This is a genomic window from Bradyrhizobium sp. BRP20, assembly GCF_020194215.1.
Classification (GTDB): Bacteria; Pseudomonadota; Alphaproteobacteria; order Rhizobiales; family Xanthobacteraceae; genus Bradyrhizobium; species Bradyrhizobium yuanmingense.
In genome coordinates, this window is sequence record NZ_JADYVY010000037.1 from 1 (window position 1) to 16,681 (window position 16,681).

Annotated in this window: 16 protein-coding genes and 1 pseudogene; 9 read left to right on the forward strand and 8 right to left on the reverse strand. The window is 64.5% G+C overall.

The features are described 5' to 3' along the window. Positions 1-152: 152 nt before the first annotated feature. The 5 genes from I6F33_RS36860 to pncA form a co-directional block, all read right to left on the reverse strand. A complete protein-coding gene (locus I6F33_RS36860; protein WP_225145726.1) occupies positions 153-1,448 on the reverse strand; it encodes a DUF1236 domain-containing protein in 1,296 nt (431 codons plus the stop codon). A 104-nt stretch (positions 1,449-1,552) separates the two neighbouring features. Continuing rightward, positions 1,553-1,936: a GrlR family regulatory protein gene (locus I6F33_RS36865; protein ID WP_036012369.1), complete on the reverse strand. Its 384-nt coding sequence runs from the start codon at positions 1,934-1,936 to the stop codon at positions 1,553-1,555. A gap of 30 nt (positions 1,937-1,966) precedes the next feature. Continuing rightward, positions 1,967-4,000: an NAD(+) synthase gene (locus I6F33_RS36870; RefSeq protein ID WP_225145727.1), complete on the reverse strand. Its 2,034-nt coding sequence runs from the start codon at positions 3,998-4,000 to the stop codon at positions 1,967-1,969. 142 nt (positions 4,001-4,142) lie between these two features. Continuing rightward, the gene (locus I6F33_RS36875; RefSeq protein ID WP_225145728.1) at positions 4,143-5,258 is read right to left on the reverse strand and encodes an alpha/beta fold hydrolase; all 1,116 of its coding nucleotides are present in this window, start codon (positions 5,256-5,258) and stop codon (positions 4,143-4,145) included. Between the two features lie 16 nt (positions 5,259-5,274). Beyond that, positions 5,275-5,901 (reverse strand): bifunctional nicotinamidase/pyrazinamidase, encoded by a 627-nt coding sequence (gene pncA / locus I6F33_RS36880; protein WP_036028076.1) that lies wholly within the window; start codon positions 5,899-5,901, stop codon positions 5,275-5,277. Positions 5,902-6,167: 266 nt separating this feature from the next. Between pncA and glk the strand changes: the two genes are divergently transcribed. Together glk and I6F33_RS36890 are read left to right on the forward strand one after the other, a co-directional pair. Next, complete coding sequence (gene glk / locus I6F33_RS36885; RefSeq protein WP_225145729.1) at positions 6,168-7,139, forward strand: glucokinase; 972 nt, start codon at positions 6,168-6,170, stop codon at positions 7,137-7,139. Positions 7,140-7,278: 139 nt separating this feature from the next. Next, complete coding sequence (locus tag I6F33_RS36890; protein WP_036012396.1) at positions 7,279-7,491, forward strand: hypothetical protein; 213 nt, start codon at positions 7,279-7,281, stop codon at positions 7,489-7,491. Between the two features lie 33 nt (positions 7,492-7,524). On the opposite strand, the gene I6F33_RS36895 is transcribed toward I6F33_RS36890, so the two are convergent. Together I6F33_RS36895 and I6F33_RS36900 are read right to left on the reverse strand one after the other, a co-directional pair. Next, on the reverse strand, positions 7,525-7,902 hold the full coding sequence (locus I6F33_RS36895; RefSeq protein WP_036012398.1) for a response regulator: 378 nt from the start codon (positions 7,900-7,902) through the stop codon (positions 7,525-7,527). A gap of 112 nt (positions 7,903-8,014) precedes the next feature. Continuing rightward, positions 8,015-8,818, reverse strand: coding sequence for a Spy/CpxP family protein refolding chaperone (locus tag I6F33_RS36900; protein ID WP_036012400.1), 804 nt, complete (start codon positions 8,816-8,818; stop codon positions 8,015-8,017). A gap of 476 nt (positions 8,819-9,294) precedes the next feature. On the opposite strand from I6F33_RS36900, the gene I6F33_RS36905 reads away from it, so the two are divergent. The 6 genes from I6F33_RS36905 (at position 9,295) to I6F33_RS36930 (ending at position 15,413) form a co-directional block, all read left to right on the forward strand. After that, a complete protein-coding gene (locus I6F33_RS36905; RefSeq protein ID WP_036012401.1) occupies positions 9,295-10,635 on the forward strand; it encodes an ABC transporter substrate-binding protein in 1,341 nt (446 codons plus the stop codon). Between the two features lie 121 nt (positions 10,636-10,756). Beyond that, positions 10,757-11,695, forward strand: a complete 939-nt coding sequence (locus I6F33_RS36910) for a carbohydrate ABC transporter permease (protein ID WP_057029220.1) — start codon at positions 10,757-10,759, stop codon at positions 11,693-11,695. Further along, positions 11,695-12,606, forward strand: coding sequence for a carbohydrate ABC transporter permease (locus I6F33_RS36915; RefSeq protein WP_036012407.1), 912 nt, complete (start codon positions 11,695-11,697; stop codon positions 12,604-12,606). The genes I6F33_RS36910 and I6F33_RS36915 overlap by 1 nt, the downstream gene beginning before the upstream one ends. 20 nt (positions 12,607-12,626) lie before the next feature. After that, positions 12,627-13,727 carry an ABC transporter ATP-binding protein gene (locus I6F33_RS36920; protein WP_036028079.1) on the forward strand — a complete coding sequence of 367 codons (1,101 nt, stop codon included), beginning with the start codon at positions 12,627-12,629 and terminating at the stop codon, positions 13,725-13,727. A gap of 37 nt (positions 13,728-13,764) precedes the next feature. Beyond that, positions 13,765-14,754 (forward strand): hydroxyacid dehydrogenase, encoded by a 990-nt coding sequence (locus I6F33_RS36925; RefSeq protein ID WP_225145730.1) that lies wholly within the window; start codon positions 13,765-13,767, stop codon positions 14,752-14,754. Between the two features lie 167 nt (positions 14,755-14,921). Then, positions 14,922-15,413 carry a hypothetical protein gene (locus I6F33_RS36930; protein WP_225145731.1) on the forward strand — a complete coding sequence of 164 codons (492 nt, stop codon included), beginning with the start codon at positions 14,922-14,924 and terminating at the stop codon, positions 15,411-15,413. A gap of 4 nt (positions 15,414-15,417) precedes the next feature. Here I6F33_RS36930 and I6F33_RS36935 read toward each other — a convergent pair whose 3' ends face one another. Next, positions 15,418-15,915, reverse strand: coding sequence for a DUF1993 domain-containing protein (locus I6F33_RS36935; protein WP_225145732.1), 498 nt, complete (start codon positions 15,913-15,915; stop codon positions 15,418-15,420). A 304-nt stretch (positions 15,916-16,219) separates the two neighbouring features. Between I6F33_RS36935 and I6F33_RS36940 the strand changes: the two are divergent. Then, positions 16,220-16,681, forward strand: a pseudogene (locus tag I6F33_RS36940) (DUF2147 domain-containing protein); the annotation flags it as partial.

Consider the following 16,681-nt stretch of genomic DNA (forward strand, 5'->3'; position numbering starts at 1 on the left):
GGGCGGGGGATTGAAGGCTGGGGCAAGGTGACGAGGTCCGGACTCCTAGGCACTCCGGACCTCGAAACTTTTTAGATTGAACGCAGCAACGCGCCGTCCGGTGGGGCATCCGGGCGGCGCGTTGTCGTTTCAGAGCCTCTTTGTTTCGGCGCTTAGCGTGTCTGCGGCTCCAGCGTCACCGTGCAATCGCCCTGCCCTTGCGTCGCGACCACGATGTTGCCCGCGGGAGCGCCGAGAGCGATCGGCGTGGACGAGCCGCCGCCAGGCATCTGGACGATCACGCTCAGGGAATCGGTGCGCGCAGTCGAGCCCACGGTGGTCGGCTCGGCCTGAGCGACGTTGCCGGAGGCATCACGTCGCATGATCTGGCAGTTCACCATGTTGTTTCCGCCGGCCGCCGCCATGCCTGACGACGAGGAGGTGCTGCCACCCATTTGGGCCCGGGCCCGCGACGGATCGCGGGGTACCTGGCTGACGATGCGATGCGAGCGCGGCTCCACGATAATGACCTCGTCTTCCGTCGTGAAATATTCGTAGCCCCGATATGCAGGCTCGATCGAGACGATCTCGGGCGGCAGCCGATGCAGACGCACGCGCGAGGGAATCGTCTCGCCGACCCGGATCGAGATGTTCAGATTGCGCTCCGGCTGCGCCAAGCGTGCGCGGCTCACCGTTTCGGAGATCCGCACCTGCCTCTCGGTCGTCACCTGGGCCTGCTGGTTGACCTGCGTGTTGGTCTGCGTGGTCTGATTGGCCTGGTTGGTCTGCGTGCCCGTGGAGCCGGGCGCGGTCTGTGCGTTGTTGGTCGGTGCCGCGCGGCTGGTATCCGTCGCAGTGGCCGGCTGGTTGCTCTGTTGCGCCGGCGGCTGCTGCTCGGCGGCACTGCGCGGCGGCTGGGCCTGGTTGCGCTCGTTCTGGTTGGCTGTAGCTCCGGTGCGCTCGTTCTGCTGGCCAGCCGGACCAGTCGTCGGGCCAGTCTTGGATCTCTCGGATTCGGCGGTTGATTTCTGCGGCGCAGCCTTGTCCTGCGCAGCCTTGTCCTGCTTGGTTTCCGCACCGCTCTTGCCCGCATCGCGTCCGGGCTTGGTGCTCTCGGCCTCCCGGTTGCGATCGCGCGAAGGCTCACGAGAGTCTTGTGCCTGGTCCCTCGCCTTCGGTTGATTGCGCTCCGAGGCCGTCGCCGGCTGGCGCTTGTCGTCACTTACCTCGCTCTTGGCAGCGCCGCCTCGATCCTCGCGGCCTGCGCCCTGAAGCCGCTCTTGGGCGCCTTGCGCGCGCTCTTGAACGCGTTCTTGAGCCGCACCACCGCGCTGCGGAGAAGCGCCCTTGGCCGGCTCCTCGGTCCGTTTCGGCTCGTCCCTGCGCTCACCGGGCGCCTGGGCATAGGCAAGGCCGGATGCGAGCATGAGCCCGACGGCCGCAGTCGATAACATCAAATGTTGACGCATGGTCCCTCTCCTCGACAATTCGCAACAATAAACGCGAACGTTCTGTTCGTACGAAGGTTCCTGAGCAGGAACGCAGTCGTGGAGGTGAGCCAATCAAGTCGCCATTACATCGCATCCTTCAGCGTCAGTCGCGCCGTGAACGTCACGCTGGTCTTGCCGACCAGCGCCATGCCTTCGACTTCCGCACCGCCGGGGAAATAGTCGCCGGAAAAGCCGCAGGTGACCTCCCTGCCGCCGAATGCGAGCGTCCTGCCGACCGCCTCGGTGTGCTGATTGACGATCATGTCGCCCCGCCACTTGCCGTTCCGGAAGGTGTAGCTGCCGGTGTAGTAGAAGTAGCTGTCGCCGCCCATGATGCGGCCGTCGCTGAGCACGACCACGCCCCTGGCCTGCCCACGCTTGCCGTCCCGCATCTCGATGTCGAAGATGTAGAGGCCGTTGACGACCCTGGCCTCCTCACCCGCTTCCGCTTCATCGCCAGCTGACATCCGATCATCCCCACCGATCCGCTGCCCCGATCAGTTCGGCACGTTCCGCTCGAGATCCTCGAGCCATGCCGCTGCACTCGAATCCGAGGGCGCGCGCCAATCGCCACGCGGCGACAATGAACCGCCGGCCGAGACCTTCGGCCCGTTCGGCATGGCCGAGCGCTTGAACTGGCTGAAGGCGAAGAAGCGGCGCAGGAACACTTCGAGCCAGCGGCGGATCTCCGGCAGATCATAGGCCCGGCGCCGATCGCTCGGGAAGGCCGGTGGCCATTCGCCCTTGGCAACGTCCTTCCATGCCTGAAGCGCCATGAAGGCGATCTTGGACGGCCGCATGCCGAAGCGCAGCGTATAGAACAGGTTGAAGTCCTGCAGTTCGTAAGGCCCGACGGACGCTTCCGTGCTCTGCGGCTTCTGGCCGGCCTCGACGGGCACGAGTTCCGGCGAGATCTCGGCCACAAGGATCGAGCCAAGCGTCCGGTTGACGTCGTCGCTGAACTGCTTGGAGGAGATCACCCAGCGGATCAGATGCTGGATCAGCGTCTTCGGCACGCCGGCGTTGACGTTATAATGCGCCATCTGGTCGCCGACACCATAGGTGCACCAGCCGAGCGCGAGCTCGGAGAGATCGCCGGTTCCGATCACGATGCCGCCGTGATGGTTGGCGAGCCGAAACAAATAATCCGTGCGCAGGCCGGCCTGCACGTTCTCGAAGGTGACGTCGTAGACCTTCTCGCCCTTGCCGAAGGGATGGCCGATATCCTTCAGCATCTGCGTCGCCGTGGTGCGGATGTCGAGCTCCTGCCAGCTCGTCTGCAACGCCTTCATCAGCGCGAGCGCGTTGGTCTTGCTCTCGCTGCCGGTGGCAAAGCCCGGCATGGTGTAGGCCAGGATGTTCTCGCGCGGCAGGCCGAGCAGGTCGACCGCCTTGGCGGCGACGATCAGGGCGTGGGTGGAATCGAGGCCGCCCGACACGCCGATCACCACGCGCTTGGTACTGGTGGCGCGCATGCGCTGCACCAGCCCGGCGACCTGGATGTTGTAGGCCTCGTAGCAGTCCTGCTCGAGCAGGCTCTCATCGCTCGGCACGAATGGAAAGCGCTCGACCTTGCGCAGGAAGCCGATATCGGCGGCCGGCGGCTTCAGGGCAAATGTCACCTTGCGGAAAAACGCCTCGCGCTGCCGCCGGTTGTCGTCGAACGTTCCCATCAGCGCGCGCTCCTGCCGGAGCAGGTCGAGGTCGACGTCAGCCAGCGTGATCTGGCCGCCCTGGCGGAACCGCTCACCCTCGGCCAGCAGCACGCCGTTCTCGTAGATCGAGGTCTGACCGTCCCAAGCGAGATCGGTGGTGGATTCTCCGGCCCCGGCCGCGGAATAAACGTAAGCCGCGAGGCAGCGCGCCGAGGTCGATTGGCACAGCAACGCGCGCGAGCGCGCCCGGCCGATCGTGATCGGGCTGCCCGAGAGGTTGATCAGCACGCTCGCGCCCGCAAGCGCGAGCTCCGAGGCCGGCGTCACCGGGATCCACATGTCCTCGCAGATCTCGACGCCAATGGTGAGGCCCGGAACGTCCTCGGCCGCGAACAGGAGATCAACGCCGAACGGCGCATGCAGGCCGCCAAAGGCGATGGTCTCACCGGCGATGCCGGCGCCGGAGGCGAAATGCCGTCCCTCGTAGAACTCGCGATAGGTCGGCAAGTAAGATTTCGGCACGACGCCGAGGACGTTGCCGCGATGAATGACGACGGCGCAGTTGTAGATGCGATTGCCGAAGCGCAGCGGCGCCCCGACGATCAGGACCGTCATCAGCCCCGCCGAGGCCGCAACGACGCTTGCAAGCCCGCGCTCGACCGCATCAAGCAGCGGATCCTGCTTTACCAGGTCCTCGATCGCATAACCGGACAGGCACAGCTCGGGAAACACCGCGACCGCGACCGACTGCTCATGGCAGGCATTGGCCGCCGCCAACACGGCCTTCACGTTGGCGCTGGGATCGGCGACGTGGGAGGTGGTCACGCAGGCTGCCACGCGCGCAAATCCGTGGGCGTAAATCGAGTGGAAAGTCATCGAGCGCAGTACCCTCAAATCTCTCGCCGGCGGCCACCGCCGTCAGCTCCGGTCATATTTAGCCCATCGATCTGGCCCCGTGCAGGCCATCCGCCGTCATGCATAACGGATCTGCGCCCCATCCGGTCCAGTGCCGGCGAGGTCAGGCGCTGCGGGCCAGCACGCCGGGCAGATCGCCGCGCAGCCACCCGGCGATCCGGGGCCAGGCATGCGCATGGGTGCGCGCGCCCATGAACAGGCCGAGGTGGTTGCTGGGCTCGGATGCCGCTGCAACGAAGGCAGGTGGCGTACCGACGAGCCCCGCGGTGGCCAGCGCTTGCGTCGCTGGCACTACATCGTCGTCGAGGCCGGCGAGCAGGAAGATCGGCGCCTTGACGTCCTTCAGATCGATCGGGCGCCCGAGCGCGACGAAACGGCCCTCGGCGATGCGGTTCTCCCGGAAGATCGCGTTGACGATCTCGAGATAATAAGTGCCCGGCAGGTTGAGCGTCTCGGTGTTCCAGCGGTCGAACCGCGCCAGCAGCTCGGAGCCCTGCTCGTCCGAGAGATCCCGCTGCAATGCCGTCCTGATATCGTCGTTGTCAGGGGTTTTGGACCAGAAGCGCAGCATCTCCTCGCCGCTGACATTGCCGCCGCCGCGCGCGACGAGCTGGTCATAGACCAGCTCGGGCGCGTTGCGGGCGAGCCGGGCCAGCGAGGACTCGATCGACAGGTCCACGGGAGCACCGACCAGAACCAGCCGCCGCACCTTGCCTGGAAAGCGCGCGGCATAGAGCAGCGACAGCCACCCGCCCTGGCACAGCCCGACGAGATCGACCGGCGCGCCGATCTCGTCGATGGCGACGTTGAGATCGCCGAGATAGCTGTCGATCGAGAGATAGCGCATGTCCGGCGTCGCTGACCGCCAGTCGGTGAGATAGATCCGGTCGATGCCGCCGTTTTGCAGCGACTGCACCACGCTGTGGCCTGGGGCGAAATCGGCGATCAGGGCCCGGTGCAGCGCATAGGGCGCGCAGACCAGCGCCGGCTGGCCGGACCGGGTCCGCGAGCAATCGCGCAAGTCCATCGTCGGGAGCTCCAACGCAACGCGGCTCGGCGTCGTCCATGGCAGGCTGCTGTCATCCTGTCGCTCGGGTGCCCGCTCCAGCCACCAGAAGCAGGCATCCATGGCGAGCTGCGCTGCCGCAAACGGCCAGAGCCGTGGATCATCATGAGCCTGGGCTGACCTGCGTGGCGGTTTGGCGGTCTTGTCCACCATGGCTACCTCGACATCCTCACAGAAACGCCTCGAGGCTCACGACGGCAATGCCGAGGTCCCGAAAACTCCGATGGGTCGCCGCGACCGAGCCGTCGAGATCGATGCCGCGACAGGCATCCTCGATGACGGCCACCTCCAACCCTGCCTTCCGCGCATCTTCCGCCGAGAAGCGGACGCAGAAGTCCAGCGCCAGACCTGCGACAAAGACGGTCTTCAGCTCGCGTTCGCGCAAATAACCAAGCAATCCGGTCGGTGTCCGATGGTCGTTCTCGAACAACGCCGAATAGGAATCGATGCCGCGGCGAAAGCCCTTGCGCACCACGAGGCTTGCCCGTGTCACGTGGAGATCGCGATGAAATTCCGCGCCGGCCGTGCCTTGCACGCAATGCGTCGGCCACAGCACCTGCCGGCCATAGTCGAGCTCGATGGTCTCGAACGGCTGCTTGCCGGCATGGTTCGGCGCGAACGAGACGTGGTCGCTCGGATGCCAGTCCTGGGTCAGCACCAGATTGGCGAATTTTTGGGCGATCCTGTTGATGGCGGGCACGACCTTCTCGCCCCCTGGTACCGCCAGCGCCCCGCCGGTGCAGAAGTCGTTCTGTACGTCGATCACCAGCAACACGTCGCGGTCGGAAATCTTCATCGCCGTCCCATTTCGATTTGCCGGGCGCGACGGCGCCGGGCGACCACCTCAGTGTCGGCCTTCCCGCGCGGCTTCGCAACCACTGGCACGCGCGGCAGCTGCGCGAATTGGTCACCCTGGCCGCCACGATGCAACGGTTTGACCTCGTCCGTGTTGACTAGGCGCACCCAAGGGCAGATTCTCGCACCGCCCGCGCCAGGCGGATCGGGTCGAAGCAGCGGAGGACAGGGCTGCCAGGGCCTGAAGGTCGTGGCGGCGATGAGGCCATGAATATCGGCAAGACCGGAAAAATTCTTCTCGCCGATATCGGCGGCACCAATGCGCGCTTCGCGCTGAGCCCGAGCGGTCAGACCGGACCGATCGACTATGTCAAGGTCGCCGACTTCCCGACCGTGCGTGAAGCCATCGCGGACGTTTTGGCGCGCCGGTCCAACGGCGAGCAGCCCCATCGGGCGGTGCTGGCCGTGGCTGGTCCCGTCACCAACAATCGCTGCGTCATGACCAACAGTCCCTGGGTCATCGACGGCAACGAGCTGCAGCCCGCGCTTGGCTTCGACAGCGTCCATGTGCTGAACGATTTCGAGGTCGTGGCCTGGTCCCTGCCCGCCTTGGAGCCTGCCGACCTGGTCCCACTCGGCGGCGGCGACGGCTTGGCCGGCGAGCCGTTGCTGGTCGTGGGGCCTGGAACCGGATTTGGTGTGTCCTGCCTGGTCGACCGCCATGGTTCGCGACTGGCCGTCGTCACCGAGGCTGGACATGCGACCCTGCCGGCGGAGAACGAGCGCGAGGAGCGCGTGATCGCCTGCTTGCGGCAGCGCCTCGGCCATGTCTCGATCGAGCGCGGTGCCCTCTCGGGCTCGGGGCTGCAAAACCTGTATGAAGCGTTGGCTGAGATCGACGGCGTTCAGGTGCCGCATCGCGATGCCGCCGGGATCACCAAGGCGGCCCTGGAGAACAGCTGTCCGGTCAGCCGCGCGACGCTCGAAATGTTTTGCGCCATCCTCGGCTCGGTCGCCGGCAATCTCGCGGTGACCTTCGGCGCCCGCGGCGGCGTCTATGTCGCCGGCGGAATCGTGCCGCGCTTCCGCGAGTTCCTCGCCGCCTCTGCGTTCCGGGCACGCTTCGAAGCCAAGGGACGGTTCCAGGATTATTTGCGCAACATCCCGACCAGGCTCGTGATCAAGCCCGATGCGAGCTTCCTCGGCCTGACGACGTTTGCCGAGCACAACTCCGGCTGAGTAGCGGTCTCAGGCGGCGAGTTCCCGTCATGCACAGCTGATTTGCGGCGCACCTGCGGTTCCACGCAGGTTCTGCTTGCCTGTGTGTTCCCGATGAGAAACAATCTACCCGTGTGTGGCGTAGTTGCGGGGGCGTGACATGCGTAAGCAGGATTCGGGTTTCGACTATCACCGCTATCACCGCCTGTTGCGCGAAGCGGACAGCGAAGACAAGCGGCTGGCGCTCATCGAGCTCCTGATCGAGGAAAAGGCCCGCGACCAGCTGGCTGCCCAGCGCGCTTCGGACCGCGCGGCCATGACGGCTCATACCATTGCCAGGGTGCTGAGGAACGGCCGCAGCCCTGGCGGTTGAGTTCTTCCCGCCAGGCGGCAAAAGCGCGGTCGGTCAGCTCGGGATAGTGGCTGACGGCTCGGGAAACATCGAATCGATCATCGCCTTGAGCTGATCCATCGCGATCGGCTTGCGCAGGATCGGCCTGCGCCGGAGCAAGGACGGCAGCAGTTCCGGACCGTAGCCTGTGGCGAACAGAAACGGTTTTCCACGACGTTCGATCAAATCGGCGACGGGGTCGACATAGACGCCCATCAGATTGATGTCGAGGATGGCCAGATCGTACTGCGCGGTCATGGCAAAGGCGCTGGCGTCGCGCACATTATCTGCTTCCGCAACGACGTGGTGGCCGAGTTCCTCCACCATGTCGGCGATCATCATCCGGATCAACGCCTCGTCTTCGACCAGGAAAACGGAGAGTCCGTCCGCCATATCAACCCCGCAATCAGCCGTGCGAAGCTAAGCATAACCGAATTGCGCTGTAGATACACGAATTCGTGGCGGGCGCCGTTAATTCACACGCGCCCGAACCGATTCAACTTGATCAATCCAGTCCGCGCTCGTGGCTGAGGCGCACCATTGCCTGGATGAACACCTGCTTCTGCTTGTCGTCGAGGCTGGAAAAGAGCGGCTCGGCGGCATCGGCGACGTTGCGCTGATCGCCGGCGCGATCGATCAGGAACTGGGCCTCGTTGCGCATCTGCTCGATGATGTCGTCGGGCGGATCGCGCTTGGCGCGCGCAATCCGCAGGTTGAGCCGCTCTGCGCCATTATGCCCGAGGTAGTGCATCGCGCTTGAGAAGCCGTACCAGTGCTTCTCCTGATCCGGCGTGAGGTTCAGCTCGCTCTTGATCCGCTCGATGTAGGAATCGCTGTTCGCGACGATCTGCTCGGCAGTCAGCTGCGGCGCACCGGGCTGGGTCAGAACCGTGACTTCCTTGTTGTCTTTACCCTTGTTGTCCTGCGGCGCGTTCTTCGCCTCCTTGGTCGCCTTGGCGCTCTTGCCCTTGGCGCTCTTGGCATCCTTGTCCTTGGCCCCGCCCTGCTGCTTGGAATCCTTCGCCGCGTCCTTGCCGGCCTCCCGGGGCGGCGGCGCCTGATTGCTGGTGTTGGTGTTGCCGACACCGAGCACGCCGGTGAAGACGCCGACCACGCCGCCGATGGCGCCACCGAGCACACCACCGACCGGACCTGCCGCCTTGTTGCCGGCCGCGGCGCCTTCCTGAACGCCCTTGACCAGACCTTGAGCATTCGCCACCGCGCCGGCCCCGAGCAACAGCGCGAGCATAGACCCCAGCGCCAGGCATCGCCGCAGATGAAGCCGCGCTGGTGCCGCCGGTTTGATCATTCTCGTCTCCATCATCGATCTGGCCTGTCAGCGAGGATCAGCCGCCAGGCGCAACTCTATCTTTTCCGCCACTTCGAGGTCCAGACGCGGCCGATTGCTGTCCACGCCCGAAAGGTCTTTCACGCGAAGCGGTTATCGAGCCTCTTGCGAAACTGAGGCGCAATTGCGCACGGCAGCGTTCGAGGCCGTTTGGCGCGAAGTGTGCGTCGCAAAAAAACACCGTGCGCTGCGCCTGCGGCCCTATCGCCTTGCCAGACGTTGCGACCTTTCCGGGCACAACATGAGTTTTGGACGCGGAGCCGTTCGGCTTTCTCGACAGACGCGATCAATCATGATCTGATCGCGCTACCAATTTGCTGCGACAGGCGTGAATTGCCCACGCGGGCCGACGGCACCAACAAGAAAATCGACAACAAGAACTCAAGAAAGAAGTCTCAGAGGAAACTCCAACAACAACACCCAAGCGAGGAAACGAGATGTCACGCAAGACACTGACGCGACGTCAATTTGTGGCTGCCACTGCAATGTCCTCCGCGGCGCTGATCTCGGCGCCCTATGTCCGGGGCGCTTACGCCGCCGGCAAGCTCTCGATCGGCTTCTGGGACCATTGGGTGCCGGGCGCCAACAAGGCCTCGACCGAGCTCGTCAACGAATGGGCGGCGAAGGAGAAGGTCGAGATTTCCATCGACTACATCACAAGCCAGGGCAAGAAGATCGAGCTCACCATCGCGGCCGAGGCGGCGGCGAAGTCAGGCCACGATGTCCTGGCGATGCCGACATGGTGGCCGCACGCCCATGCCGAACTGCTCGAGCCAGTCAATGACATCATGGAGCCGATCATCAAGCAGAACGGCGACGTGAACGGCACCGTCAAATATCTGGGACGGGCCGGCAACAAATGGCTTGCGGTGCCCGCAACAATCGGAAGCCAGATCAAGGGGCCCTGCTCCCGCATCGATCTCCTGAAGAAGTTCGCCAATATCGATATCCAGGAAATATATCCGGCCGGCAGCCAGCCCAAGGCCGACAACTGGAACATGGAGACATTCCTGAAGGCGGCCGAGGCCTGCCAAAAAGGCGGCGTGCCCTTCGGCATCGGCCTGGGCGAGACCACCGACAGCACCGACACTGCCGGCGCCATCTTCCAGTCGTTCGGCGCTGAGCTGGTCAATGCCAAGGGCGATCTCACGGTGAAGACGGACGCGGTTCGCCAGGCGCTCGAATTCTACAAGAAGCTTATCGCGGTCCTGCCGCCCGACGTCGCCGCCTGGGATGACGCCTCCAACAATAAGTGGCTGATCTCCGGCAAAGGCGCGCTGATCATGAATCCTCCGAGCGCGTGGGCGGTCGCCAAGCGCGACGCGCCGCAGGTCGCCGAGCAGTGCTGGACCCACGGCATGCCGTCCGGTCCGAAAGGCCGTTATGCGCCCTACCTGCCTTATTTCTGGGGGACCTGGAGCTTCTCCAAGAACAAGGAAGCGGCGAAGAGCCTGCTCACGCATCTGTCGCAGCCGTCATCGATCGAGAAGTTCGTGGCCGCGAGCGGCGGTTACGACCTGCCGGCCTACGCGAACATGACGACGCTGAAGACCTGGCAGGAGGAAGGGCCGCCGAAGGGCACCCTTTATCACTACCCCAATCCCCACAATCACCAGACGCTGTCGATTGCGGCCTCTCCGGCTCCGCCCAAGATCGCCCAGCAGATCTATGCGCAGGCCACGCTGACCAAGATGTGCCTCCGCTACGCGCAGGGCGAGAAGATGGAGGCGACGCTCGCTTGGGCGGAAGGTGAGTGCGAAGGCTTCATGCGAAGCTGAGACAGAGACCGGCGGCTCACGCTGGACGTGAGCCGCCCGGTCTGGCTGCCGCCACAAGCTTCAATTTCTGAAGCCGGGTCCGCCGGCTTCCGTGCGAACGATCCTGCGAGGAAGATGCATCATGGCTGATGCCGTAGTTCGGCAACCCGGCGTCGCCCGGCCTGCGAGCGCCCACAAACGTGCAAGCCTGCACAACGCCCTGAGGCGGAAATCGACCGTGGCGTTCCTGATGACGCTGCCGCTGATCCTGCTGATCACGCTGCTCGTGGTCTATCCGGCCTTCTATTCGCTGCATCTGGCAACGCTGAACAAGTCGATGCAGAAGTTTGTAGGCTTCGGCAATTTCGAGTTCCTGTTCAGGCGCGACACATTCTGGCTGGTGGTCAAGCAATCCTGCATCTTCGCCATCACGGCCGTGGTCTTCAAGGCCCTGATCGGATTCGTCGTCGCGCATTTCGTTCACAACATTCCGGCCAAGGGCCAGCGCAAATGGCGCGGCATGCTGCTCGTGCCCTGGGTGATCCCGCCCGCGATGAGCACGCTTGCCTGGCTCTGGCTGTTCGACCCGTCCTACAGCGCCTTCAATTACACACTTGCATTCTTCGGTATTGGGCCCATCCCGTGGACCGGCGACGCCGCCTGGGCGCGTTTCGCCGTGATCCTGGTCAACGTCTGGTATGGCGCGCCCTTCTTCATGATCATGTATCTGGCCGCCCTAAAATCGGTGCCCGATCAGCTCTACGAGGCCGCCGCCATCGACGGCGCCAATTGGTGGCAACGCATCTGGTATGTGACGCTGCCGATGATGCGCAACATCATCGCGATCACCACGCTGTTCTCCCTCATCGTCACCTTCGCCAATTTCGACATCGTGCGCATCCTGACCGCGGGAGGCCCGCTGGATCACACCCATATCTTTGCGACATGGGCGTTCCGGGTCGGCATCGAGGGCAGCGACATTCCGCTCGGCGCCAGCGTCTCGCTGTTCATGGTGCCGATCCTGGCGGTCGCCGCAATCTTCATCCTTCGCGACGTCAACAAACGCGGGAACGAAGCCTGATGAGCACCATGACAATCGACAAGGCCGGACCGCGCCGCAACGTCAAATACGGCAGCATGAGCCGCGACCGCGCCTGGGCGCTGCGCTGGTCCTACTTCTTCCTGGTGCTGTTTGCGATCTTCTCGCTGACGCCGCCACTCTACATGCTGATCACCTCGCTGAAGAGCAGCGCCGAGATTTCGGCGGCGACCAACCCTTGGTGGGTGTTCCATCCGACGCTGGACAACTATGCCGAGCTGCTGACGTCCAACCAGTTCCTGCGCTTCTTCTGGAACTCGGCGTGGGTCTCGATCATCGTGGTGACCCTCACCATGCTGATCAGCGTGCCGGCCGCGTTCGCGCTGGCGCGCATGAAGTTCTGGGGCTCGGCGACACTCGCCACCGGCGTATTCCTCACCTATCTCGTCCCCGACAGCCTGCTGTTCATTCCGCTATTCAAGATGTTCGCGCTGATCGGCGACTGGACGGGAGTCCAGCTGATCAACAGATGGTACGTGCTGCTCTTCATCTATCCGACGCTGACGGTCCCGTTCTGCACCTGGATCATGATCGGCTACTTCGCCTCGATCCCCAAAGAGCTCGACGAGGCCGCCATCATCGATGGAGCGTCCTGGTTTCAGACACTGACGCGGATCTTCATTCCGGTCGCGCTGCCCGGGCTGATTGCCGCCACCATCTTCGCCTTCACCGTATCCTGGGCGCAATTCCTCTATCCACTCGTGTTCACGACCTCAACGGACCAGCTCGTTCTGCCGGTCGGCATCATCACCACGCTGATCAAGGGCGACGTCTTCAATTGGGGACAGATCATGACCGGCGCGTTGCTCGGAGCCGCGCCGCCGCTCATCATCTACGCCTTCCTGATGGACTACTACATTGCCGGCCTTACCGCCGGTGCGACCAAGGGTTGAAAGCGAGGGGTTGAACTGAAATGGCCGACGTTTCCTTGCGGAAGGTAGTCAAGCGTTACGACGATGTCGAAGCCGTGCGCGGCATCGACCTCGACATCGCCGACCATGAGTTCATTGTGCTGGTCGGCCCCTCCGGCTGCGGCAAGTCGACCACGCTGCGCATGATCGCAGGCCTCGAGGACATCAGCGACGGCGACATCATGATCGGCGGCGACATCGTCAACGACGTGCCGCCGAAGGACCGCGACATCGCCATGGTGTTCCAGAACTACGCGCTCTACCCGCATATGACGGTCGCGGAGAACATGTCGTTCGGGCTGCGGCTGAAGCACTATCCCAAGGCCGAGATCAAGGCGCGGGTGACGGAAGCCGCCCGCCTCCTCGACATCACCGATCTGATCGACCGCAAGCCGAAGCAGCTCTCCGGCGGCCAGCGCCAGCGCGTCGCCATGGGCCGCGCCATCGTGCGCAATCCCAAGGTCTTCCTGTTCGACGAGCCGCTGTCCAATCTCGACGCGAAGCTCCGCGTGCAGATGCGGATCGAGATCAAGAAGGTGCACCAGAAGGTGCGCACCACGACGGTCTACGTCACCCACGACCAGGTCGAGGCGATGACGCTGGCCGATCGCGTCGTTGTCATGAACAAGGGCAAGATCGAGCAGATCGGCACGCCGAACGAGCTCTACCACAAGCCGGCGACGCGCTTCGTTGCCGGCTTCATCGGCTCGCCCGCGATGAACTTCATCCCGTGCCGGCTCGAGGATGTCGGCGGCACGCTCCAGATCCGCCTCACCGATCGTCTTGCCTTTCCGCTGCCGCCGGCCCGCGCCGCGCGCTACAACGCGCTGCCACGCACCGACAAGCTGCTGCTCGGCCTCCGTCCCGAGCATCTCACGGAGTGGCATGCGCATCTGGCGCCCGGGGTCGAGACCTTCGACACCGTGCTCGACGTCACCGAACCGATGGGCATGGAGACGCTGGTCTATTTCGGGCTCGAGGGCACGCCGGTCTGCGGCCGCGTCGATCCCAATGCCGGCGCCAAGGACGGGGCACCCATGCGCCTGGCGATGGACCTCAACAACATGCACCTGCTAAATGAGGAGACCGGCGTCGTGTTGTGACGCCGCGATCCAAGAAAAGCGAGCAGGTAGGGGAGCGATGGCGACCAACAAGAAGAAGATTTTCGTTACGCAAACTTTGTCGCAAGGGGCACGTGCCCTCCTCACCCAGCGGGACGATATTGAGCTCGTCGAGTTTCCGAACCTGATCTCGGCGAAGGATTTCGAGGCCTTGTTGAAGAGCCATGCGCCGGTCCATGGCGTGGCGCTGGGCGCCACCGCTTTCGGCGAGACCGAGCTCGAGGCGGCCGGCGACATGAAGGTGGTGACCCGCATCGGCGTCGGCTACGACGCCGTCGACGTGCCCGCCCTCTCCCGCCGCAAGGTGCCGCTGATGGTCGCCGGCAGCGCCAATTCGCCCTCGGTTGCGGAGGCGGCGCTGTTCATGATGCTGACGCTGGCCAAGCGCGCGCAGGAGCTGCATTCCTGCGTCAAGGAGGGCACCTGGGCCGACCGGCTCGGCATGCTGCCGTTCGACCTCTACGGCAAGACCGTGCTGATCATCGGCTTCGGCCGCATCGGCAGCCGCACAGCCAAGCGCTGCCTGGCGTTCGAGATGAAGGTGCAGGTCTACGATCCCTACAAGGACGCCGCCGACATCAAGGCGGCCGGATGCGAGCCGGTCACCGACCTCGATGCCGCGCTGCCTCACGCCGACTTCGTCACCATCCACTGCCCGAAGACGCCGGAGACCGTCGGCCTATTCGATGCCGACAGGATCGGCCGCATGAAGGATAGATCCTACCTCATCAATACCGCGCGCGGCGGCATCGTGAAGGAAGCGGCGCTCTATGACGCACTGACGTCCGGAAAGCTCGCCGGCGCCGGCATCGACGTGTTCGAGGTGGAGCCGCCGCCGGTCAGCAACGCGCTGTTCGCGCTACCCAACGTCATCATGGCCCCGCACGTCGCCGGCGTCACGGTCGAGGCGGTGAGCCGCATGAGCGAGCAGACCGCGCGCAATATTTTGAGCGTGCTGGACGGCGATCCCATCAGGCAAAACGTCATCAACCAGGACGTGCTGGGCTGAGATTATGAAGGTCGGCGGCGCGCTCGCCCGCCTTCGGAAGGCCAGGAAGCGTCCCATTTTGGTGCAGATCGGGCCCCAACTCAGCCTTAATCAAACGCGCGTAATGGGCTTGAAACGCGGCGGCGGTGGGACAGACTGGCCGGCGCGACGAGCTGGAGGATCGCCCCTTGTCAGAGATCGACCCGACCGACCACGCGCTGGCGACCATCGCCAGCATCCTGGAGCACCCCGAGCCCGTTCTCGTCATTCGCCAGACCGAGACCGAAATCGTGGCCGCCGGAGAGCGTGAGCACATCGCGTCGGACGAGCCGCCGATCGTGGATGAGCATCCGGTGATCGACGAGCATCCCGTGGTCGAGGAGCAGCCGCTGGCGCCGGAGCACACCGATGCCGACGGCTACAGCAAGGTTGGTCCGGGACCCATGGTCGCGATCCGTCTGAAATGGACGGTTCATCGCGGCGATGACGGCCAGTACTATGTCCACGAGACCATCGGCGAGCAATCCGCCCCCGTGGTCAGTGGTCCCATGACGAGCGAGGCCGCGGTGCGCTTCGTCGACACCCAACAAGATGAGGCGAACAGGCGCTTCGAGCTGCTGCGCAGCGAAATCGCCGGCCGCAGCTCGCTCGCCGACTACGAGCGCAAGGGCGAAGCGTAAGACCTCACTTCCTGCCGAGATAATCCTTCTTCACCAGCTCGACGCCGGCGTGGCGGAGCAGGTCGTAGGCGGTGGTGACATGAAAGAAGAATTGCGGGACGCTGAACGTCAGCAGCAGCGTCCGGCCGGTGAAGGGCAGCTCGGTGCCGTTCTTCAATTTGAAGAAGACACTCCGTTCCGCCGCCGCATCGATCTCCGCGCGCGGCAGGCTCTCGATGAACTCGATGGACGTTGCGATGCGCGCCTGCAGCCCGGCCATGTCATGCTCCAGCGCCGGCAGCGTCACCGGCTCGCACTGCGCCAGCAGGGCCGGCGCGACCGTGGCATGGCGGCAGGCCTCGCCGACCTGCTGGGCGAGGTCATACATGTTCGGCGCAAGGCGCATGCCGAGCAAAATCGCCGGATTGAACTTGCGGGCCTCGGCGTAGGCCACACCCTTATCGAGCAGCACGGACAGATTGCGCAGATAAGGCACGAACAGGCCGACCGAGGCCTCGTAGATCGAGATCGTCACTTCAAGGATTCCCTTCGATTTCTGCCTTCCGAAAAGTTGTCCGCTTTTCGGTCGACCAGTGGCTGCACATTGCCATGGAAGACGGCGCCTGCAAGAAGATCTACCCGGCCTGGTTCGATAAGGCCGTGTCCTTCCGTCGCTTTGCCTCGCCAAACTTTGGACCGGCTCCGGGCCTATTGAACCCGGAACCGCCGGGAGACGACTCACACCAACGACAGTGATCTAGATCACTTTTTGCAAGCGAGCCGGCGCGTAAGCGTCGGTGCGGGGACCACCTGTTCAGGAGACGGAAATGAGGAAGCTGTTGGCCACGGCCGCATTCCTTTTGGCGAGCACTGCCGCGCAGGCGCAGTACACGTTTGAATATGGCGGGCGCACCATCCGCATCGATCCGGACCGCGGCACGGTGCAGATCCCCGGCGTCTACGACAACACAGGCCAGAATAAGCCCAAGAAGGCCAAGAAGAACGAGACGGCGCCGCAGCAGGCTACGGTCGACCCGCAAGCGCCGGCTGCTCCGGCCCCAGCCCCCGCTCCTGCTGCGCCGCCCGCAGCCGTGCAGGCGCCCGCGGCCGTACAAGCGCCCGCGGCCGCCGTCGCGCCGCCTCCTGCGCCGCCGGCTCCGCCGACGGCCGCGACCGCGGCCAATACACCGGCCCAAACGGCGGTTGCGCCGCCACCTGCACCACCTCCGGCTCCTGCGCCGGTCGAGCAGCAAGCCGCGCCCGCCGTGGCCCCGCAGCCACGGCCGGGG